This window comes from Streptomyces sp. YKOK-I1, assembly GCF_054660435.1.
In genome coordinates this window covers 5,388,220-5,407,964 of sequence record NZ_BAAGDR010000001.1, presented here as the reverse complement: position 1 = coordinate 5,407,964, position 19,745 = coordinate 5,388,220, and the positions used below count along the sequence as shown (strand labels likewise).

The window sequence follows — 19,745 nt, the reverse complement described above, 5'->3', positions numbered from 1 at the left end:
TTCCTTAAGCGACTTTGAGAAGTGCCGGGAAACAACGGGGAACCTGCCAACAAAGCACGGGAAAAGCCCTGCTAAAGTCCGCTCACTTGGGCGGGGGCAGGGGGCCCTCGTGGGGAGGACCAGCACGTGGGCAAGCACGCCCGGAGAACGGGGGGCGTGACCGCCGCCGTCTCCGCACTCGCGGTCGCCGTCGCGACCGTCGTCACCACCGTCGGGGGCGGCACCGCCGGAGCGACGGGGTCCGGTGGCACCACCGAGATCACCCTCACCGACCCGGCGACCGCCGAACCGCGCACCGAGCGGCCGCTGGTCGTCGGGGAGTCGGGCTATCTGCACCGCCAGAGCGGCGTCGACGGCCTGCTGTGGACCGACCTCACCACCGGCGCCACGGTCACCGTGTCGACCGGGGACGGCGTCTACACACCCGGCTCGCCCTGCGCCACCGTCACCAGCACCTGCCGCACGGCCTGGTACGGCTCCGACGGCGACCTGGTCGCCCTGCCGACGGCGCTGTCCTCGAAGTCGGTCACCCTGTGGGACCCGGCGACGCGGACGACGTCCACGGTCACGTCGTCGTACTACTACCGGGCGCTGGCGGGCGAGACGGTCGTGACGGGCCGTACGCTGATCGACTTCCCGGGCGGGGAGCGGCGGGAGCGGACGATCACCGGCGACGGCACGACCACCCTCGCGGACAACACGGTGGCCGCCGCCGACTCCCGGGGCGTCCTGGTGGAGGGGAGCACCTCGCTCTCCTACGTCGACATCGCGACGGCCGTCTCCACGCCGGCTTTCACGGACATCCCCTACGACGCCTACACCGTCCTGGGCGAGGACCGGTTCGGCTGGTACTACCCCGACAGCGGCAATCTGCATCTGAAGTCCCGCACCGATCCGGCCGGTGAGGAGCAGGTCTACGACCTGTCGTCCCTCGGCGATCTCAAGGACGCCCCCCTCCTCGTCGGCGACCGTCTGCTGCTGCCGCTCGCCGCGAGCGGCACGCTGACGGCCGTGTCCCTCGGCGACGACACCGCACAGACGCTGCTGGAGTCCTCCGGCGCCTACGCGCTGCCCGCGCCCGGCGACGACGCGCTGGTCAGCGGCGGCACCGGCGCCGACGACTGGTGGCTCCAGCGCGTCACGGCGGGCGAGGACGGCACGCCCGCGCTGACGAAGGTGGCGCGGGTCCCGGCGGTGGAGAACGCCAAGAAAGGCATCGCCCTCAGCCGGGGCAGCCTGCGGGTGGTGGAGAGCGACAACGACAGCTCCGTCCGCACCCTCACCACCGACGGCGGCGCCCTCCTGGAGTCCTCCGCCGCCACCGACAGCGCCGTGGTCAACGCCGTCTGCCCGTACACCGGCGTCTCCTGCGCCCCGCTCTGGGGAAACATGGGCTACGGTCCGGACGACGTCTACCTCACCACCTACACCGGTGAGACGGACCAGAAGCTCGACCGGATCAAGGTCACGGGCTCCTACAACCCGATCGAGTTCGGCACCTCCGGCGGCACGATCGTCGACGTCTCCGACGACTACGTGGTCTACCAGTCGGGCGGCACCTCGCCCACGCAGTACGTGTGGGAGATCAGCCAGGGACAGAAGCTGAAGCGCAGCGGCCGCGCCGCCGCCCTGAACGGCTCCACCCTCTGGAGCGCGGGCACCACCGCCGGCCAGGTCACGTCCTACAGCCTCACCGAGGACAAGACCCTCACCACGGTCACGATCCCCGGCGCCGGCTGTGTCCCGACCGAGCTCCAGGCGGCGGGCCGCTGGCTCTACTGGGCCTGCGGCACGGCCTCGGCGGGCGTCTACGACACCAAGGCGGGCACCTCGGTCGCGGTCACCCCGGGCGATGTCCTGCTGGGCGACGGCTTCACCGTCCGCCACGACCACGCCACCGACGAACTGGTCCTCACCGAGGCCGCCTCCGGCACCACCCGCACCCTGGCCTCCGGCGTCCCGGACACCGGTCAGGACACCGACCGCCGCTGGCGCTGGACCGTCGACGAGTACACGGGCCTGGTCGCCTGGTTCGACGGCTACGAGCGCACGCGTGTCGCCACGACCGGCGTCACGCCGTCCGCGCCGACCGCCTTCAAGACGGAGATCGACGACTACACGGCCACCCTGGGCTCGGCCGACTACTGGACCGCCACCTGGCTGCTGTCCCGCCCGGTCACCTCCTGGTCGCTGACCTTCGCCTCGGTGCAGAGCGGCCCGTCCGGCAAGGCCACCCGCACGCTCACGGGCGGCGCCGCCACCGTTTCCCTGGACGCCCGGTGGAACGGCCTGACCTCGGCGGGCGTCCGCTTCCCCAACGGCCGGTACCAGTGGACCCTGCGGGCGACCGGCCTGGGCAGCTCCACGCCCGTCACGGTGAGCAGCGGCACCCGTTACATCGACAAGGGCCTTCCGGTACGCCACGACTACGGCAGCATCGACGGTCCCGACGGCATCGGGGACCTGCTCACCCTGAGCACCTCGGGTGCGCTCACCCTCCACCAGGGCACGGGCGGCGGAAAGTTCTCGGAGAAGGTCACCGGCACCGGCTGGCCCAAGACCATCACCGCCGTCCCTGTCGGCGACCTCAGCGGCGACCGCTGCAACGATGTCCTGGTCCGGCTGAGCAGCGGCGCCCTGCGCCTGTACAAGCCGGGCTGCTACTCGGCGGTCAAGCCGTCCACGAAGTACACCACCCTGGCCGCCAGCGGCTGGAACCAGTACGACGTCCTCACCTCGCCCGGTGACGTCACCGGTGACAGCCGCCCCGACCTGGTCGCCCGTGCCGCCTCCACCGGCACGGTGTACCTGTTCAAGGGCACCAGCACCGGCAAGCTGTCCTCGCGGATCAAGCTGTACGACAACCTGAAGACGTACAAGCGGATCGCGGGCGCCGGAGACCTCGACGGCGACGGCGTCGGGGACCTGATCGCCCAGGACAAGGCCAACAACCTCTACCGGTACTCCGGCACGGGCAAGGGCACCTTCTCCGCCCGCGTGAAACTGTTCGCGAACTGGGGCGCCGCCTACAACGCCGTCGTCGGGGTCGGCGACCTCAACCACGACGGCCGCCCCGACCTCGTCGCCCGCGACACCGCCGGGAAGCTGTACCGGCAGTACGGCGACGGCAAGGGCTCGTTCGGGGCGCGGGCGCTGGTCGGCTCGGGCTGGGGCGGGTACAAGGCGCTGTCCTGACGCTGACGGTATGTCACCCGGCCGGGTGGTCCGCGCAGGACAACCCGGCCGGACCGTGCTCCGCTGGACGTGTGCAGTTGCTCCCCGTGCCCGTCCGCCGGCTCGCCGCCTGGTGTGCGGTGATCCTGCTCGTCGCGGGCGTGGCGTACGTCGGGATCCGGCTGTGCGCGACGTTCCGTACGGCCGTCACGCCGGTGCTGCTCGCCCTGCTCGGGACCGCGCTGCTGCGGCCCCTGTACAAGCGGCTGGTGAAGGCGCGGATGCCGCGGTCGATGGCGGCGGCGCTGACCTGTGTGGCCGTCGTCGCGGTCGTCGGCGGCGCGGTGTACGTGGTGGTCGCCGCGCTGATCGACACCGGGGACCAGATCGTCGCCTCCCTGAAGGACGCGGCGAGGAGTGTCGCCGAGCACTTCGGGGCGGCCGGGACCTCGCTGGACGACCTCGCCTCCAACTCCGGGGACCTGCTGACGAAGTTCGGCGGGACCGCCGCCTCCAATGTGATCAGCGGGGTCAGCGTGGTCGGCGAGACGATCGCCATGGCCGTTCTCGCGCTGCTGCTGGTGTTCTTCTTCCTGCGGGACTCCGACCGCGCCGCCGGCGCCCTGCGCTCGGTGGCGCCGGGCGGCACCGGGGACACCCTGGAGGCGATGAGCCGGCGGGCCTTCGCGGCCGTGGAGGGCTTCATGCGGGGGACCACGCTCATCGCCCTCATCGACGCCCTGTGCATCACCGTCGGTCTGCTCGTCCTCGACGTCCCGGGCGCCCCGGGCCTGGGCGCCCTCGTCTTCGTCGGCGCGTACATCCCCTACCTGGGCGCCTTCATCTCGGGCGCGGTCGCCGTCCTCGTCGCGCTCGCCGACCGGGGGTTCGTCGTCGCGCTGTGGGCGCTGGGCGTCGTCCTCGCCGTACAGGTCCTGGAGGGCCATGTCCTGCAGCCCGCCATCCAGAGCCGCACCGTGCAGATGCATCCCGCCGCCGTCATGCTCGCCATCACCGCCGGCGCCTCCGTGGCCGGCGTCCTCGGCATGCTGCTCGCGGTGCCGCTGACCGCGGCGGGCTTCGGGGTGCTCAGCGAGCTGCGGACGCGTTACGGCGCTCCGGGGCCGTCGGAGCCGCCCGCGCCGTCGGCCTCGTAGAGCTCGAACCAGATCGTCTTGCCCTCGCCGCGCGGGGCCACCCCCCAGGCGTCCGCGAGGAGTTCGACGAGGACCAGGCCCCGGCCGGAGGAGGCGAGTTCGCCGGGGCGGCGGCGGTGCGGGAGGTCGTCGCTGCTGTCGGTGACCTCGATCCGGATCCGGCGCTCACCGGGGGCGCCGGTGACCTCGGCGACCAGGAGCGCGTCGGCGTCCGTGTGGACGAGGACGTTGGTGAGGCTCTCCGACAGCAGGAGCACGGCGGAGTCGACCTGGTCGGTGCTCGGCCAGTCGTGGAGCAGTTCGCGCAGTTGCTGGCGGCCCACCGCGACACGCTCGGGTTCGGCCTGGGCGACGGTCAGCATGGTGCGGCGGACCGGGGTGCGCACGGGGGCGGCGGCGGCCGGGCCGCAGCCTGCCGCGCCGTGGCGGCACAGGAGCAGGACGGCGATGTCGTCGCCGCGGCGGTCGGCGAGCGGGCCGGGGGTGTGGTGCGAGGACGGGCCGTGCACGGCCTGGACGAGGGCGTCGGCCAGTTCCTCCAGGTCGCCCTCGTGGCCCTCCAGGATCGCGCGGACCCGGCTCCAGCCGGTGTCGAGGTCGTGACCGCCCGTCTCCAGCAGCCCGTCGGTGCACAGCATCAGCGACTCACCGGGCTCCAGCGCGAGCCGGGTGGTGGGGTAGTCGGCGGCGGGGTCGATACCGAGGGGGAGACCGCCGGCCGTGGCGCGGACCATGACCGTGCCGTCGGCCATCCGCACGGCCGGGTCGAGATGCCCGGCCCGGGCCGTCTCCAGCACCCCGGTCACCGGGTCGACCTCGATGTAGAGGCAGGTCGCGAACCGCAGGTCGGTGTCGTCGCCGGCCTGGTTGATGCCGTGCAGGAAGCCGGAGGCCCGGGAGAGCACGGCGTCCGGGCGGTGGCCCTCGGCGGCGTAGGCGCGCAGGGCGATCCGCAGCTGGCCCATGAGCCCGGCGGCGCGCACGTCATGACCCTGGACGTCCCCGATGACCAGCGCGAACCGGCCGCTGGGCAGCGGGATCATGTCGTACCAGTCGCCGCCGACCTGAAGCCCGCCGCCGGTCGGTATGTAGCGGGCGGCCAGGGTCATGCCGGGTATCTCGGGGCCGAGCGTGGGCAGCATCGAGCGCTGGAGGCCGTCGGTCAGCTCCCGCTGGGTCTCGGCGGCGCCCGCGCGGGTGAGGGCCTGGGCGAGCATCCGGGCGACGGTGGTGAGGACGGACCGCTCGTCCGGGGTGAAGACCACCGGGTGGGTGAAGGCGGCCATCCAGGCGCCCATCGTCCGCCCGGCCACCGTCAGGGGCACGAACGCCCAGGACTCCCGGCCGAAGTGCGCGGCCATCGGCCAGGTGAGGGGGTAGCGCTCCTTGTACTGCCCGGGTGAGGAGAGGTACACGGCACGGCCGGTGCGGACGACCTCGGCGGCCGGGTAGTCCGTCTCCACGGGCATATGGGTGAAGGGTTCCTCGTCGCCGGGCTGCTGCCCGTGGTGGCCGATGATCGTCAGCCGGTCGCCGTCGACCCCGAAGACGGCGAGCCCGTCCGGCGAGAACCCCGGCATCGCCAGGCCCGCCGCCACCCGCAGCACCTCCTCCGTGGACCGCGCCTCCGCCAGCGCCCGGCCCGCGTCCAGCAGGAACGCCTCCCGTGAGCGCCGCCAGTCACCGGTGACGGCGGTGCGCCCGGCGGGGGTGCCGGGGCGGGGCTCGGTGACCTCCTGGAGGGTGCCGATCAGCTCGTACGCCCGTTTCTCGGGGTCGAAGGAGGGCTTGGAGCGGCTGCGGACCACCCGGATGATCCGCCCCTGCTCGTCCATGATCCGGATCCGCACCTCGGCGAGGGTGCCCTCGGCGACGGCGAGCTGGACCACTCCGGTGATCTCGTTCCAGTCGACGGGGTGCAGCCGGGCCCGGGTCTGGGCCTCGCTGAGGACCGTCCCCTCGGCGGGCAGCCCGAGCAGCCGGGCGGCCTCGGCGTCGACCGTGACCTGCCCGGTGGCCGTGCTCCAGTGCCACAGGCCGGTCGCGAGGGAGGCGAGGACCTCTCCCACGGCGGGCAGGGACTCGCCAGCGCGCATTGCCCCACTCTAAGAAGACGGCGCCGAAAGGTGCCACTGATGAGTGCCATTGATGAGCGGATCGCAACCGGTGATGATCATCACCGGCGCTATTGAGGGGAGGCGATCTTGGGCTGCCCGGTACCCTGGGGTTTGTTTCACGTGAAACGTGCCCCCTATCCACGAAGGCTGGATGAACGACGATGCATCGGTACAGGTCCCACACCTGCGGCGAGCTCCGCTCCTCTGACGTCGGCACCGACGTCCGGCTGAGTGGCTGGCTGCACAATCGGCGCGACCTGGGCGGCATCCTCTTCATCGATCTGCGCGACCACTACGGCATCACGCAGCTGGTGGCGCGGCCGGGCACGCCCGCGTACGAGGCCCTGGACAAGGTCAGCAAGGAGTCGACGGTCCGCGTCGACGGCAAGGTCGTCTCGCGCGGCACGGAGAACGTGAACGCGGACCTCCCCACGGGTGAGATCGAGGTCGAGGTCGGCGAGGTCGAGCTGCTCGGCGCCGCCCAGCCGCTGCCCTTCACGATCAACACCGAGGACGGGGTCAACGAGGAGCGGCGTCTGGAGTACCGCTTCCTGGACCTGCGCCGCGAGCGCATGCACCGCAACATCATGCTGCGTACGGCGGTCATCTCGGCGATCCGGCACAAGATGACGGCGCTGGGCTTCAACGAGATGGCGACCCCGATCCTGTCGGCGACCTCCCCCGAGGGCGCCCGTGACTTCGTGGTCCCCTCCCGGCTGAACCCGGGCAAGTTCTACGCCCTCCCGCAGGCGCCGCAGCAGTTCAAGCAGCTGCTGATGATCTCCGGCTTCGACCGCTACTTCCAGATCGCGCCCTGCTTCCGTGACGAGGACGCGCGTGCGGACCGTTCGCCGGGCGAGTTCTACCAGCTCGACGTCGAGATGAGCTTCGTCGAGCAGGAGGACGTCTTCCAGCCGATCGAGCAGCTCATGACCGAGCTGTTCGAGGAGTTCGGCGGCGGCCGGCACGTCACGTCCCCCTTCCCGCGCATCCCGTTCCGCGAGGCGATGCTGAAGTACGGCTCCGACAAGCCGGACCTGCGGGCCCAGCTGGAGCTGGTGGACATCACCGATGTCTTCGAGGGCTCGGAGTTCAAGGCCTTCGCGGGCAAGCACGTGCGCGCCCTGCCGGTGCCGGACGTCTCCGCCCAGCCCCGGAAGTTCTTCGACCAGCTCGGCGACTTCGCCGTCACGCTGGGCGCGAAGGGTCTGGCGTGGGTGCGGGTGGCCGAGGACGGCACGCTGTCCGGCCCGATCGCCAAGTTCCTCACCGAGGAGAACGTGGCGGAGCTGACCAAGCGGCTCTCGCTGGCCCCCGGCCACGCGATCTTCTTCGGCGCGGGCGAGTTCGACGAGGTCTCGAAGATCATGGGCGCGGTGCGCGTCGAGGCCGCCAAGCGGGCCGGCCACTTCGAGGAGGGCGTCTTCCGCTTCTGCTGGATCGTCGACTTCCCGATGTACGAGAAGGACGAGGACACCGGCGCGATCGACTTCTCGCACAACCCGTTCTCCATGCCGCAGGGCGGCCTGGAGGCGCTGCAGACCCAGGACCCGCTGGACATCCTGGGCTGGCAGTACGACATCGTCTGCAACGGCGTCGAGCTGTCCTCCGGCGCGATCCGGAACCACGAGCCGGAGATCATGCTGAAGGCGTTCGAGATCGCCGGCTACGACCGGGAGACGGTCGAGGAGAAGTTCGCGGGCATGCTGCGCGCGTTCCGCTTCGGCGCCCCGCCGCACGGCGGCATCGCGCCCGGCGTGGACCGTATCGTCATGCTCCTCGCGGACGAGCCGAACATCCGCGAGACGATCGCGTTCCCGCTCAACGGCAACGCCCAGGACCTGATGATGGGCGCGCCGACGGAGCTGGAGGAGGCCCGGCTGAGGGAGCTGCACCTGACGGTGCGCAAGCCGCAGCCGAAGTAGGTTTCTGTGAAAGGGGCGGGAGACCGGGGTCGGTTTCCCGCCCCTTTTCCGTTTCGGTGGCCGAAGGCCTCAGGTTTCTCAGGAACCCACAGTCTTCACCCATGATCAGGACAGCCTTCTTACTTAGCGTCCGAGGCATGACGGGAAACACCGAAGAGATCAAACCCGAAGGCCCCGCGCACAAGCGGAACATGACGCGCCGCAAGGTCGTCGTCGCGGGCGGCGCGGCCGTTGTCGGTGTCGGCGCGGCCGGCGCGCTGGCCATGACCGCCTCCGCCGACGAGGCCTCGGACGCGACGGACACCGCCTCCGCGTCCGCGTCGAGCACGGCCGAGGTCTGTTACAAGCTCACCTCGGAGACCACCGAGGGGCCGTACTACATCGACGCGGACAAGCTCCGCCAGGACATCACCGAGGACAAGGAGGGCATCCCGCTGACCCTCAAGCTCAAGGTGATCGACTCCGAGACCTGCAAGCCGGTCGTGGGCGCGGCCGTGGACGTCTGGCACTGCGACGCGCTCGGCCTCTACTCGGGTTACGAGTCCTTCTCCCAGGGTGGCGGTACGGCCCCCACGGACGCCCCCACGGACACGCCCACCGGCGAGCCCCCGTCCGGTGAGCCCACCGGCGAGCCCCCGTCCGGCGGCACCGGCGGCGGTGGCGGCCACGAGGAGCCCACCAGCGACACCCGCTATCTGCGCGGCACCTGGAAGACCGACAAGAAGGGCTGTGTCACCTTCACGACGATCTTCCCCGGCTGGTACCAGGGCCGCTGCGTCCACATCCACACCAAGGTGCACGTGGACGGCGAGTGGACCGACGCCGGCTACGAGGGCGGCCACACCTGCCACACCGGCCAGTTCTTCTTCGAGGAGGAGGCCGTGCTCCTCACGGAGGAGGTCGACCCGTACTCGACGAGCACCACGACCCGCACCCTGCTCACCGAGGACACCATCTACGACCAGAGCGGCACCACGGGCGGCCTGCTCAAGCTGAAGTACAACAAGAACAACATCGCCAAGGGCGTGACCGCGTCCATCACCATGGGCGTCGCTCCCGACGAGACCAACGACGGCACGAGCTGACCGCTGATCGTCCGTAGGTCGATTTCCGGCCCCCTTTCGCGCAGGATGCGAAAGGGGGCCGTTTTCTCAGCTCGCTGACAGGGTTCCTGCCTACTTTGCATGTCCATGACGGGATACTCACAGGAACCCCAACTGCCCGCGGAGACAACCGATCTGACGCGCCGTCGGGTCGTCGCGGTGGGCGCGGGCGCGCTCGCCGTGGCGGGACTCGGCGGTGGCGCACTCGCGGTCGACGCGGCGGCCGGCGAGCGGACACCCGGCCCCCATGAGCGGCCCGAGGACTGCTATGTCCTCACCTCGGAGACGGTCGAGGGCCCCTACTACATCGACGCCGACAAGATCCGCCGGGACGTCACGGAGGACCGCGAGGGCATCCCCCTCCTCCTCAGCCTGAAGGTGATCGACTCCGAGACCTGCCGGCCCCTCCGCAACGCGGCCGTCGACATCTGGCACTGCGACGCGGCGGGTGTCTACTCGGGCTACGAGGACATGGGCAACGGCGGCGGCGGGGGCGGCGGCCCGGCCCCGACGGGCGAACCCCCGACCGACGCCCCGACCGACGCCCCGACGGGCCCGCCTCCCGGTGGCGGCGGTGGCGGCCACCAGGAACCGACCGACGACACCCGCTACCTCCGCGGCACCTGGCGCACGGACCGCCACGGCCATGTCTCCTTCAAGACGGTCTTCCCGGGCTGGTACCGGGGCCGCTGCGTCCACATTCACACCAAGGTGCACGTGGACGGCGAGTGGACCGACGCCGGCTACGAGGGCGGCCACACCTGCCACACCGGCCAGTTCTTCTTCGACGAGGAGTCGGTCGTGGCCACGGAGAGCGTGGAGCCGTACACCTCGAACACAGCGGAGCGCACCCTGCTGACCGAGGACACGATCTACGACCAGAGCGGCGCGACGGGCGGCCTGCTCAAGCTCCGCTACGACAAGCGGGACATCTCCAGAGGCGTACGGGCGACGCTGACCGTGGGCGTCGACCCCGCCACCACCCAGGACGGCCAGGGCACCCCGCCCGAGCCGAGCGCCTCCGCTTCCCCGTCGGCGACCTGACGCACTGTCCGCCCGGCCTGCTCCTTCCCTTGTTCCGCCCCTCTTGTCCACCCCCTTGGAAACCTCACCGGTGTCACACAGGAATCCCGGGGGGTGATCACAGCGCCTTGTCTTCTCATGGAGGAGGAGGGAGCCGACGAGGGTCGGCGGACAAGGGAGGAACGGGCCATGGTTTTCGCGATTGCGCTTTCGGTGTTGCTGATCGTCGGCGCCACGGCAGGAGTCGTGGCCCAGCGCCGGGCCCAGCGGACCCGTCCCGCGTCCGACCTCGACGCGGAGGCCGAGGCCAACCACGCCCTCGTCCGCCTGACGGGCGGCCTGGTCCCCCCGAACGCCCGCGCCTGGTCGACGGCCGCCGCCGACACGGACCACGCCCTGACGCGAGCGGCGGAATGCCAGCGCGAGGCCCGATCCCTTCTGGCCACGGCCCATACGGCGACGGAGTACGCGGAGGTCACGCGACTGGCGGGGGAGGGCCTCGCCCACCTGCGGGTGGCCCGCGCGGGGTTGGGCCTGGACACGGCCCCTTTCCCTGCGCCTGCCTTCGCGACTACGTCTCGCTAGAGCCGGAGGGGCGATGCCCGCCATGGGGCAAGGGTCTTCAGGCCGGTGCGGGTGGTGATGTACCAGTGCCCCTCGTCCGGCACCGAGACATCCGAATCCGGGTCCGTGTTCATGTGCTCGTCTCGTCCTCGGACGGCTCGACGAACAGGTCTCCTGCTGCCGTGGCCGTCAGGGAACGGTCGAACCAGAGGGTGAGGGTGTCGAGGTCGTCGCAGGAGGTGATGCGCTCGCGGATGTCCTCGGGGACATCGATGCCGCGCTTCTCCAGGAGACGGAGAACGAGCGACGCGCGATCTTCGACCTTGCCCTTCGCCTCCCCTTCCAGATACGTCTCCTCGAACATCGTCCTGTGGCCCGGGTAGTGGGTGACGAGGCTCTTCATCAGTGCTTTCCATGCCTTTCTGATCGGAGTGCTCTCCAGGCCGATCTCCACGACCTCGACCCAGTGCCTCGTAGTGAGCGGGTCGAAGGCCAGGAAGCCGCGGGCCACCGTTTCGAGTATGGCGGGTGCTCGGAGATTCTCGCTATGAACGATGGCCGACAGAGCCGCTGACGCCGGGTTCCGCGTGACCATTGATTCATCGGTGACTTCGGGGACCGTGGTCGGCCCCAGGACGAATGGCCTCGTCACCTGCGTCGTCCACGGCCCCACGGCGCACTCGAAGGGCCCCGCCGCCCAGATCGCGGTCGGGCGGTCCTTGCATACCGCCACCAGCAGCACCGGCATGTCGTACTTCGCACGCAGATAAGCGACGTAGTAGGCCCAGCTTTTCGCCTTCTCCGGGTGCTTCTTGGTCTGTGCTTCGATGGCGATCAGGAAGCTCTCGCCCATCTCAGGCTCGAACTTGAGCACAGTGTCGACCCGGCGCTCCAGCGGTCGGATCTCTGTGGCGTCCGGCGAGACAGTGCCGAAGTCCGCCTTCGACGGCGGCGGAATTCCCAGCGACTCGAAGACGGGTGTGAGGGCCTCTGGATGTTCCTGGAAAAGCCGATGGGAGGCCTCGTGGGTGGGTGTGACCATGTGCGCAACCTAGAACGATCAAGGAGTCGATTGTCCGGCGAACTCGGGGCGTTCACTCTTTCGAGGAGCGAAGGAACGTTCACGCCACGACGCTGACCAGGTCGCACCAGATGTATTTGCCGGCGCCGACGATGTTCTTGTGATCGGGCCGAGGGACCCAGCCCCAACGGTCCGAACAGTCCCGTACGAGCGCCAGCCCACGGCCGGTCTCCGCGTCCCACGAGGTGTCGCGGGACAGGCGGGGCGGGGCGGGGTCGTTGTCCCAGACGCCGATGCGGAGGGTGCGGTGTTCCGCGCGGAGTTTTATGGCGGCGGGGCCCTTGGTGTGCCGCACCGCGTTGGTGATCAGCTCGGCGGCCAGCAGCTCGGCGGCCTCGGTGAGATGCGGGAAGCCATGGGCTGCGAGGACGGCGCGGAGGGTCTGACGGCAGATGCGGACGGCTCGGGGGTCGTTGGGGATGTAGAGGATGTACTCCCAGACGGCGGGACCTTCTTCGGGTTCGGGCATGGGTGACTCCTGGCAGGTGGAGGGGAGTGGGCCGGTGGCTCCGTCGCCGCCGTCTTGGCATGACAGGGCGGTGCGCTTCCGGTTTCCGGTTTCGCAGGGTGTGCGTCGCATCACCGACGGTAGAGACTAAGGTTAGTGTCGCGCAACTGGTTGTCGTACTCTGATCACCCAATGTGGTGAGCGCGGAGGTTCAGGTGCCACGGAAACAACCGACGGCCAGACAGCAGCGGTTGGGCCGGGAGCTGCGCCGACTACGCGAGGCGGCGGGCATGACCGCACGTCAGGCCGCCGGTCTGCTGGGCGCAGTGGCCGTGACCATGAGCCAGATCGAGTCGGGCGTCGCGGGGGTCAGCGAGGCGCGCGTACGGAGGATGGCCGCTCAGTATGCCTGTACGGAAAAGGAGTTGATCGACGCACTCGTGGAGATGGCGACAGACCGAACGCAAGGGTGGTGGGAGGAATACCGGGAGACCCTCAGCCCGACGTTCCTCGATCTGGCGGAGCTGGAGCACCACGCCCACTCACTTCGCGTGATCGCGACCGCCCACGTACCAGGACTTCTTCAGACCGAGGACTACGCACGAGCCGTGTTCCGGTACTGGGTACCCGAGCTCCCGGCGGATGAGCAGGAGCTTCGGGTCGCCTACCGCATGCGCCGCCAGCAGGTCCTGTCCCGGGGGAACGCGCTTCCGTACACGGTGATCCTGCACGAGTCCGTGCTGCGTACGCGCGTGGCAGACCGCCGGGTCGCCCGCGCCCAACTCGAGCGACTGCTCAGCCAGTCGGAACGCCCGAACATCTCGGTCCAGGTCGTCCCCTTCGACATCGACGGGTTCGGCGGCGCGAGTTCATCACTGGTCTACGCGGGCGGGCGCGTGCCCGCTCTGGACACAGTGCAGCGGGACACCCCCTATGGATCGGCGTTCCTGGACGCCGCCGCTCAACTCCACGCCATGCGAACACTCTTCCGTAAGGTGGAGTCGGCGTCCCTCGATGCTGCTCGGTCGCGGGACTTCATCCATCGTCTGGCGAAGGAGATGTAAGCCGTGATCCAGTGGCAGAAGTCCACGTACTCCGGCGGTGCCGACGGCAACGAGTGCGTCGAACTCGCCGCCACCGACGCCGCCCTCCTCCTCCGCGAGAGCGACACCCCCACCCGAACACTCCCCCTCACCCCCACCGCCCTAGCCGCCCTCCTCACCCATCTCCGCCCCGACCGCCCCTGACAGCGCCCCACGGCGGAATCTCCTCGCACGCCTCCCGCCAAGCCGCCGGAACGCCCCCCGTCCCCGTGCGGGCCGCGACGACGCCCCCCGCTATCGCACAGGTCGTGTCCCGGTCCCCCCACCCCCCGACCGTCTGCCACAGCGCCTCCGTCAGGTCGTCCAGGTGGCCGGCCGCCGACCAGAGGGCGAACGGGACCGTGTCCTGGGCCGAGAGCTGGGTGCCCGTGCCCAGGACCGACGCCGCGTGGCGTACCGACGTGCGCGAAGGGAAGTCCGCGGCACGCCACAGGCGCGAGCGGACCTCGCTGTTCGGCACGTACCAGGCGACGTTGCGCAGGAAGTCCCCCCGAGGCGGCGCCTCCCTCTCCGCCGAGGCCGCCGCCAGTGACGCGGCGACCGCCACCGCGACCGCCCCGGCCGTGGCCTCGCGGTGGGCGTGTGTGGTCAGCGCCGACAGAAAGGCCAGCCTGGCCGCGAGCGCCGGCCTGTCGTAGAACCACGCCCCCAGCGGAGCCACCCGCATCGCCGCGCCGTTCCCGTGCGAGCCCTGCCCGCCGAAGGCGCCCGTCGTCACCTCACGCCAGTGCTCACCCTCCCCGATGCGGCGCAGCACCCCGTGCATCGACGGGCCGTAGCCGCGGTCCGGGTCGCGTGCGTACGCGGCGGCGAACTCCCGGGCCAGGTCGTCCTCCCGGACCTCCCCGTGCTCCTCCAGATGCGCGCACAGCACCAGCGCCATCGCCGAGTCGTCCGTCCACAGCCAGGGGCCGGGCCGGAGTTCCCGCGCCGCCCACAGCCCTTCCGCGTCCTCCTCCGCCCGCAGGAACCAGCCGTCCCCGAACGCGTCCCCCAGGACCAGCCCCTCCAGGCTCCTGGTCATCAGGTCCGTACGCATGCCTTCCATGGCGCCCCCTCGCTCCGCACACCGTAGAGAGGAGCATCTTCGGGCCCGGCCCGCCACCGACTTTTCCCCCTCGCCCCCGGTACGGCTACCGCGCGTCGTGCAGGGGGCGGTGCTGTTCGTTCAGGAGCGTGAGCAGGCGGGTGAGTTCGTCCTGCTCGGCGGGGGTGAGGGGGGCGAGGAGTTCGCGCTGGGCGTCGGCGATGAGCCGGTCGAGGCGCTCCAGGCGGCGGTGGCCCGCGGGGGTGAGGGTGATGACGTTGCGGCGGCGGTCGGCGGGGTCGGGCTCACGGCTCACGCACGCGGCGTCGGCGAGCGCGTTGAGGACGGCGACCATGTCGCTGCGGTAGACGCCGGTGCGGCGGCTGAGGTCCGCCTGACTGGCCGCACCGCCCTCGGCGAGCGCGACCAGCACGGCGAAGTGCCACTTGTGGGCGCCCTCGGCGGCCAGGCGCTCCCCGACGAGCCGGTCGCCGACGGCCGCGGCCCCGGCGAGCAGCCGGCTGGGGATGGCGCGCAGCCGGGCCGGGGTGTGTTCGGGGGTCGCGCTCATCGGGTTCCTCCACCTCTTGTGTTAGTGCCACTAACAGTCTACCTTCGCTAGTGACACTAACGTTTATGTCACTAACGATCCGAGGGGAAGACCATGTCCGAGACCCTGATCGAGCCGTTCCGCATCGACATCCCCCAGGCCGACCTCGACGACCTGGCCGACCGCCTCGCCCGCACCCGCTGGCCCAACGAGGTCGCCGACGCCGGGTGGGACTACGGCTTCCCGCTCGCGCGGCTGAAGGAGCTGGCCGAGTACTGGCGCACCGGCTACGACTGGCGGAAGCACGAGGCCGAGCTCAACGAACTTCCGCACTTCACCACCGGGATCGACGGCCAGAACATCCACTTCGTCCATGTCCGGTCCCCGAGGCCGGACGCGCTCGCGCTGATCCTCACGCACGGCTGGCCGGGGTCGTTCCTGGAGTTCCTCGACGTGATCGAGCCGCTCTCGCGCGACTTCCACCTGGTGATCCCGTCGATCCCGGGATACGGCTTCTCGGGGCCGACCCACGAGCGCGGCTGGGACGCCTTCCGGATCGCGCGGGCCTGGGCCGAGCTGATGCGCCGCCTCGGCTACGACCGGTACGGCGCCCAGGGCGGCGACTTCGGCGCCGGCATATCGACGGCCCTCGGCGCCGTGGCACCCGAGCAGGTCGTCGGGGTGCACGTCAACTACCTGCCGACCCGGCCGGACCCGGAGGCCCGCGTCGAGCTGTCCGAGAAGGACGAGGCCCGGCTGGACAGGATCAGACAGCTGATGGCGAACCGTCCGCCGTACCAGGCCCTCCAGGCCCTCACCCCGCAGACCATCGGATACGCGCTGACCGACTCGCCGGTCGGCCAGCTGGCCTGGATCGCCGAACGCTTCGCGCAGTGGACCGACCCGCGCACGCCGGTCGGCGTCGACCGGATGCTCACCGACATCTCGCTGTACTGGCTGACCGCCACCGCGGCTTCCTCGGCACGGCTGCACCACGACGCTCCCCGCGGGCGGAGCGTGCCCTGCCCGGCGCCGGTCGGGGTCGCGGTGTTCGCGCACGACATCACCCAGTCGGTACGACCGCTGGCCGAGCGGCTGTACGACATCAGGCACTGGTCGGAGTTCGAGCGCGGCGGCCACTTCGCCGCGATGGAGGTGCCGGAACTGCTCGCCGGGGACGTCCGGGACTTCTTCCTCGTCGGCGTCGGGAAGGAGTGAGCACGACCGGATACGGCGGAGCGGCCCCGCGCACGCGAGACCGCTCCGCCGTACCTCCGTACCTCCGTGCCTCAGGCCTCCTCAGGCCCCGCCTCCGTCATCCCGTGCACCGCCGGGACGGTCCCCAGGCGGCCCTTCTGGAAGTCCTCGAACGCCTGCTGCAGTTCGGCCTTGGTGTTCATGACGAACGGACCGTAGTGGGCCATGGGCTCACGGATCGGCTGTCCGCCCAGCAGCACGACCTCCATGTCCGGCGTGTGCGAGTCCTGCTTCTCGTCCGCGCGGACGGTCAGCGAACCACCGGCCCCGAAGACCGCGGTCTGGCCCAGGTGGATCGGACGGCGTTCGGCGCCGACCGTGCCCTTGCCCGCCAGGACGTACGCCAGGCCGTTGAAGTCCTCCCGCCAGGGGAGGGTCAGCTCCGCGCCGGGCGCGAGCGTCGCGTGGATCATCGTGATGGGGGTGTGCGTGATGCCGGGGCCCGCGTGACCGTCCAGCTCGCCGGCGATGACACGCAGCAGCGCGCCGCCGTCGGGGGTGGTCAGCAGCTGGACGTTGCCGCCGCGGATGTCCTGGTAGCGCGGCGCCATCATCTTGTCCTTGGCCGGGAGGTTCACCCACAGCTGGAGGCCGTGGAAGAGCCCGCCGGACATGACGAGGTGCTCCGGCGGCGCCTCGATGTGGAGGAGGCCCGAGCCGGCCGTCATCCACTGGGTGTCGCCGTTGGTGATGGTGCCGCCGCCGCCCTGGCTGTCCTGGTGGTCGAAGATGCCGTCGATGATGTAGGTGACGGTCTCGAAGCCGCGGTGCGGGTGCCAGGGGGTGCCCTTGGGCTCGCCCGGCGCGTAGTCCACCTCGCCCATCTGGTCCATCATGATGAACGGGTCGAGGTGGCGGTAGTGGATCCCCGCGAACGCCCGGCGCACCGGGAAGCCCTCGCCCTCGAAGCCGCTCGGCGCGGTCGTGACACCCAGCACGGGACGCGCCACGGCCTCGGCCGACGCGGCGACACGCGGCAGCGTCAGCGGGTTCTCGACGGTCACTGCAGGCATGGTCCCTACCTCCTTGGGCGATGTGCGGCCCAGTTTAGTTGAGCATTGAACTTTCTGCCAGCCCCAACGACGAAAGCCCGGAGGACATTCCCTCCGGGCCGTGCCGTCCCTCGGACGAGGGATCAGTTGCTGAAGTACAGGTACTTCCAGGCGCCGTACGTCGTCGAGTTCACGTTGTCGCCGGACGAGCCGTTGACGTACACCGAGCGCATCCGGGCCCGGATGCCCGACTCACCGGGCGCCCCGAGGCTGACGGCCGACTTCCCGTTCGCGCCGATGGGGAACCACTCCGAGTCCGTGGAGTACCACGAACCCTGGTAGTAGACCTGGAGGTCGAAGCGCTGCTGACGGCCCGGGTAGTAGGTCATCGTCGTGGTGAGCAGCGGGTCGGTGTTCTTGTGGAACCAGTAGTACGACGTCGAGCCGATCTTCGCCGTCCGGTAGTGCTTGGAGACGGCGGTGGAGACCTTGACCCGCGCGTAGGCCGTGACCTTCACGGTCTTCGGCTTGTAGCGGGAGTCGCCCGCGAAGACCGCGGTGACGGTCGTGTCCCGGGTCATGTCGACCCAGGCGGCGATGTTGCCGCTGGAGTTGACCTTCCCCTTCTTGATCAGCTTCTTCGGCTTGTCACTGCCGAAGGGGTCGGCCCAGATCTCGACCGTGCGGTTGTTGTAGGTCGAGCCCAGGTGCGCCGTGAACTTCACGTCGGCGCCGTAGTTGTACAGCTTGCCGTTGTTGTTCAGGCTCAGGCTCGTCGCGACGCGGGAGACGGCGACCTTGTCGGAGGCGGAGACCGCGGTGTGCTCGGCGTCGCCCGCGTAGGTCACCTTGTAGGTGACCGTGCCGCCGGCCGGCGGGGTGTCCGTGAAGGAGTACGTGCCGTCCGCCTTGACCGTGACGGCGGCGAGCGCCTTGCCGCTGGGGCTGTCGAGGTCGGTGCGGGTGACGGAGAGCTTGACGCCCGTGGGCAGCGGGACCGTCGCCGAGATCCTGCCGGTGACGGTGAGCTTCTTGGCGCGGGTCGCCGAGCTCGGGGCGCTGACCGTGAGGGTGGGGACGTTCAGCGTCGGCTGGGAGAGGGCCTTGAGCGTGTAGGTGCCGCCGCCGGCCGGTGCGAGCGCGAAGATCCGCGAGGAGTCCGGCGCCCAGCGCACATCCGCGGCGGCGGTGTAGTCGGAGGAGGAACCGACGGTGTACGTGCGCAGGGGCTGGGTGGCGTTCGGCCGGTAGACCGTGACCTTGCCGGGGGCGTACTGGGCGACCAGCCCGTTCGGCCCGGCGTCGCCGCCCCACGCCTCGGGGTAGGCGCCGTCCTTGGTGAGGGTGCCGTTCGCGTAGGCGTGCCGGTCGGAGCCGTTGACGAGCACCTGGTCGGCGCCCGCGACCAGGTCGATGTCCCGGACACCGTCGTTCAGGGCGTACGAGGTGTCGTGCCAGGCGACCACCTCGGCGGTGCCGCTCGACACGTCGAGGACGGCCTCGGTGCCCGTGGAGTCCCCGGTCTCGCCGACGGCCAGCAGGCCCGGCCGCGACGGGTCGGTGTCCAGCAGGGCCTGCCCCCACATCCCGGACCCCGTTCCCTCGGCCGGGATCTGGGTCATCGCCACCGGGTCGGTCCCGCTCGCCGGGTCCACCGCCGGGTCGACGGAGCCGAGGTCGCCGTCCCACTGGTCGCCGTACGAGAACCAGACCTTGCCCCCGGCGAAGGCCAGGTGGCGCGGGCCGGCGGTGGTCGGGATCGTGTACGTCGTCCTGACGTCCAGCGTGGCCGGGTCCAGGGCGAGGATCTGGTGCGTGTTGGGCAGGGCCGCGTACAGGGTGGTGCCGTCGTCCGACAGGGCCAGGTCGCTGACGCTGCCGAAGCCGACGTTCAGGTCGACGAGGGTGCCGCTGTAGTCGGCGGCGAGGATCCGGCCGTCCGCCGCGTCGCCGACGAACACGCGCTGGAGCGCGCCGTCCACGACGAGGCCGCCGGCGCGGGCGACGGTGGTCTCGGCGGCCGAGGCGGTCCCCGCCGCCACGACGCTCAGCGCCGCCGAGCTGAACAGGACCGCGAGCGCCGTCGCGACCGAAGTGCTGCGCATGCGCACAGTGATGAACCCCCAGTGGAAACCCGGGTTCGCCGGGTAGATGAGAGCGCCGCGCGGCACCCGGACGCGACCGCGGAGAGCGGTTGCGCGCGGGGCGCGGCTGCCTCAGGGCA

General features: G+C 70.7%; 16 protein-coding genes. 9 read left to right on the top strand and 7 right to left on the bottom strand.

Annotated elements, in window-relative coordinates; genetic code table 11:
- Positions 1-156: 156 nt before the first annotated feature.
- On the top strand, positions 157-3,195 hold the full coding sequence (locus ACYQ8Q_RS24050; RefSeq protein ID WP_460067781.1) for an FG-GAP repeat domain-containing protein: 3,039 nt from the start codon (positions 157-159) through the stop codon (positions 3,193-3,195).
- A gap of 71 nt (positions 3,196-3,266) precedes the next feature.
- The gene (locus ACYQ8Q_RS24045; RefSeq protein ID WP_460067779.1) at positions 3,267-4,331 is read left to right on the top strand and encodes an AI-2E family transporter; all 1,065 of its coding nucleotides are present in this window, start codon (positions 3,267-3,269) and stop codon (positions 4,329-4,331) included.
- Here ACYQ8Q_RS24045 and ACYQ8Q_RS24040 read toward each other — a convergent pair.
- Positions 4,283-6,427 carry a SpoIIE family protein phosphatase gene (locus tag ACYQ8Q_RS24040; RefSeq protein WP_460067778.1) on the bottom strand — a complete coding sequence of 715 codons (2,145 nt, stop codon included), beginning with the start codon at positions 6,425-6,427 and terminating at the stop codon, positions 4,283-4,285. The two genes, ACYQ8Q_RS24045 and ACYQ8Q_RS24040, sit on opposite strands and share 49 nt — an antisense overlap.
- Before the next feature lie 182 nt (positions 6,428-6,609).
- Between ACYQ8Q_RS24040 and aspS the strand changes: the two genes are divergently transcribed.
- The 4 genes from aspS to ACYQ8Q_RS24020 all read left to right on the top strand — a co-directional run bounded on the left by aspS (position 6,610) and on the right by ACYQ8Q_RS24020 (position 11,084).
- Positions 6,610-8,373 carry an aspartate--tRNA ligase gene (aspS, locus tag ACYQ8Q_RS24035; RefSeq protein WP_460067776.1) on the top strand — a complete coding sequence of 588 codons (1,764 nt, stop codon included), beginning with the start codon at positions 6,610-6,612 and terminating at the stop codon, positions 8,371-8,373.
- 137 nt (positions 8,374-8,510) lie between these two features.
- A complete protein-coding gene (locus tag ACYQ8Q_RS24030; protein WP_460067774.1) occupies positions 8,511-9,458 on the top strand; it encodes an intradiol ring-cleavage dioxygenase in 948 nt (315 codons plus the stop codon).
- A 105-nt stretch (positions 9,459-9,563) separates the two neighbouring features.
- Positions 9,564-10,520: an intradiol ring-cleavage dioxygenase gene (locus ACYQ8Q_RS24025; protein WP_460067773.1), complete on the top strand. Its 957-nt coding sequence runs from the start codon at positions 9,564-9,566 to the stop codon at positions 10,518-10,520.
- Positions 10,521-10,688: 168 nt separating this feature from the next.
- On the top strand, positions 10,689-11,084 hold the full coding sequence (locus tag ACYQ8Q_RS24020) for a hypothetical protein (protein WP_460067771.1): 396 nt from the start codon (positions 10,689-10,691) through the stop codon (positions 11,082-11,084).
- A gap of 109 nt (positions 11,085-11,193) precedes the next feature.
- On the opposite strand, the gene ACYQ8Q_RS24015 is transcribed toward ACYQ8Q_RS24020, so the two are convergent.
- Entirely contained in the window at positions 11,194-12,105 is a 912-nt protein-coding gene (locus tag ACYQ8Q_RS24015; RefSeq protein WP_460067770.1) for a hypothetical protein, read from the bottom strand.
- Positions 12,106-12,184: 79 nt separating this feature from the next.
- Positions 12,185-12,613 carry an ATP-binding protein gene (locus ACYQ8Q_RS24010; protein ID WP_460067769.1) on the bottom strand — a complete coding sequence of 143 codons (429 nt, stop codon included), beginning with the start codon at positions 12,611-12,613 and terminating at the stop codon, positions 12,185-12,187.
- 194 nt (positions 12,614-12,807) lie between these two features.
- On the opposite strand from ACYQ8Q_RS24010, the gene ACYQ8Q_RS24005 reads away from it, so the two are divergent.
- Positions 12,808-13,656: a helix-turn-helix domain-containing protein gene (locus tag ACYQ8Q_RS24005; RefSeq protein WP_460067767.1), complete on the top strand. Its 849-nt coding sequence runs from the start codon at positions 12,808-12,810 to the stop codon at positions 13,654-13,656.
- 3 nt (positions 13,657-13,659) lie between these two features.
- On the top strand, positions 13,660-13,839 hold the full coding sequence (locus ACYQ8Q_RS24000; RefSeq protein ID WP_460067765.1) for a DUF397 domain-containing protein: 180 nt from the start codon (positions 13,660-13,662) through the stop codon (positions 13,837-13,839).
- On the opposite strand, the gene ACYQ8Q_RS23995 is transcribed toward ACYQ8Q_RS24000, so the two are convergent.
- Together ACYQ8Q_RS23995 and ACYQ8Q_RS23990 are read right to left on the bottom strand one after the other, a co-directional pair.
- Positions 13,811-14,743 (bottom strand): ADP-ribosylglycohydrolase family protein, encoded by a 933-nt coding sequence (locus ACYQ8Q_RS23995; protein WP_460067764.1) that lies wholly within the window; start codon positions 14,741-14,743, stop codon positions 13,811-13,813. The genes ACYQ8Q_RS24000 and ACYQ8Q_RS23995 overlap by 29 nt on opposite strands.
- Positions 14,744-14,828: 85 nt before the next feature.
- Complete coding sequence (locus ACYQ8Q_RS23990; protein ID WP_460067763.1) at positions 14,829-15,293, bottom strand: MarR family winged helix-turn-helix transcriptional regulator; 465 nt, start codon at positions 15,291-15,293, stop codon at positions 14,829-14,831.
- Between the two features lie 93 nt (positions 15,294-15,386).
- On the opposite strand from ACYQ8Q_RS23990, the gene ACYQ8Q_RS23985 reads away from it, so the two are divergent.
- Complete coding sequence (locus ACYQ8Q_RS23985) at positions 15,387-16,490, top strand: epoxide hydrolase family protein (protein WP_460067762.1); 1,104 nt, start codon at positions 15,387-15,389, stop codon at positions 16,488-16,490.
- Positions 16,491-16,561: 71 nt separating this feature from the next.
- On the opposite strand, the gene ACYQ8Q_RS23980 is transcribed toward ACYQ8Q_RS23985, so the two are convergent.
- Both ACYQ8Q_RS23980 and ACYQ8Q_RS23975 read right to left on the bottom strand, forming a co-directional pair.
- Entirely contained in the window at positions 16,562-17,542 is a 981-nt protein-coding gene (locus ACYQ8Q_RS23980; protein ID WP_460067761.1) for a pirin family protein, read from the bottom strand.
- Between the two features lie 122 nt (positions 17,543-17,664).
- Positions 17,665-19,626: an NHL repeat-containing protein gene (locus ACYQ8Q_RS23975; RefSeq protein ID WP_460067760.1), complete on the bottom strand. Its 1,962-nt coding sequence runs from the start codon at positions 19,624-19,626 to the stop codon at positions 17,665-17,667.
- Positions 19,627-19,745 lie beyond the last annotated feature (119 nt).

Excerpts from the sequence above, each read along its gene's own strand:
- ACYQ8Q_RS23975 (WP_460067760.1), bottom strand. The coding sequence starts at position 19,626 with ATGCGCAGCACTTCGGTCGCGACGGCGCTCGCGGTCCTGTTCAGCTCG.
- ACYQ8Q_RS24015 (WP_460067770.1), bottom strand. The coding sequence starts at position 12,105 with ATGGTCACACCCACCCACGAGGCCTCCCATCGGCTTTTCCAGGAACAT.
- ACYQ8Q_RS23980 (WP_460067761.1), bottom strand. The coding sequence starts at position 17,542 with ATGCCTGCAGTGACCGTCGAGAACCCGCTGACGCTGCCGCGTGTCGCC.
- ACYQ8Q_RS24025 (WP_460067773.1), top strand. The coding sequence starts at position 9,564 with ATGACGGGATACTCACAGGAACCCCAACTGCCCGCGGAGACAACCGAT.
- aspS (WP_460067776.1), top strand. The coding sequence starts at position 6,610 with ATGCATCGGTACAGGTCCCACACCTGCGGCGAGCTCCGCTCCTCTGAC.
- ACYQ8Q_RS24010 (WP_460067769.1), bottom strand. The coding sequence starts at position 12,613 with ATGCCCGAACCCGAAGAAGGTCCCGCCGTCTGGGAGTACATCCTCTAC.
- ACYQ8Q_RS23985 (WP_460067762.1), top strand. The coding sequence starts at position 15,387 with ATGTCCGAGACCCTGATCGAGCCGTTCCGCATCGACATCCCCCAGGCC.
- ACYQ8Q_RS24030 (WP_460067774.1), top strand. The coding sequence starts at position 8,511 with ATGACGGGAAACACCGAAGAGATCAAACCCGAAGGCCCCGCGCACAAG.
- ACYQ8Q_RS23990 (WP_460067763.1), bottom strand. The coding sequence starts at position 15,293 with ATGAGCGCGACCCCCGAACACACCCCGGCCCGGCTGCGCGCCATCCCC.
- ACYQ8Q_RS24040 (WP_460067778.1), bottom strand. The coding sequence starts at position 6,427 with ATGCGCGCTGGCGAGTCCCTGCCCGCCGTGGGAGAGGTCCTCGCCTCC.
- ACYQ8Q_RS24020 (WP_460067771.1), top strand. The coding sequence starts at position 10,689 with ATGGTTTTCGCGATTGCGCTTTCGGTGTTGCTGATCGTCGGCGCCACG.
- ACYQ8Q_RS23995 (WP_460067764.1), bottom strand. The coding sequence starts at position 14,743 with ATGGAAGGCATGCGTACGGACCTGATGACCAGGAGCCTGGAGGGGCTG.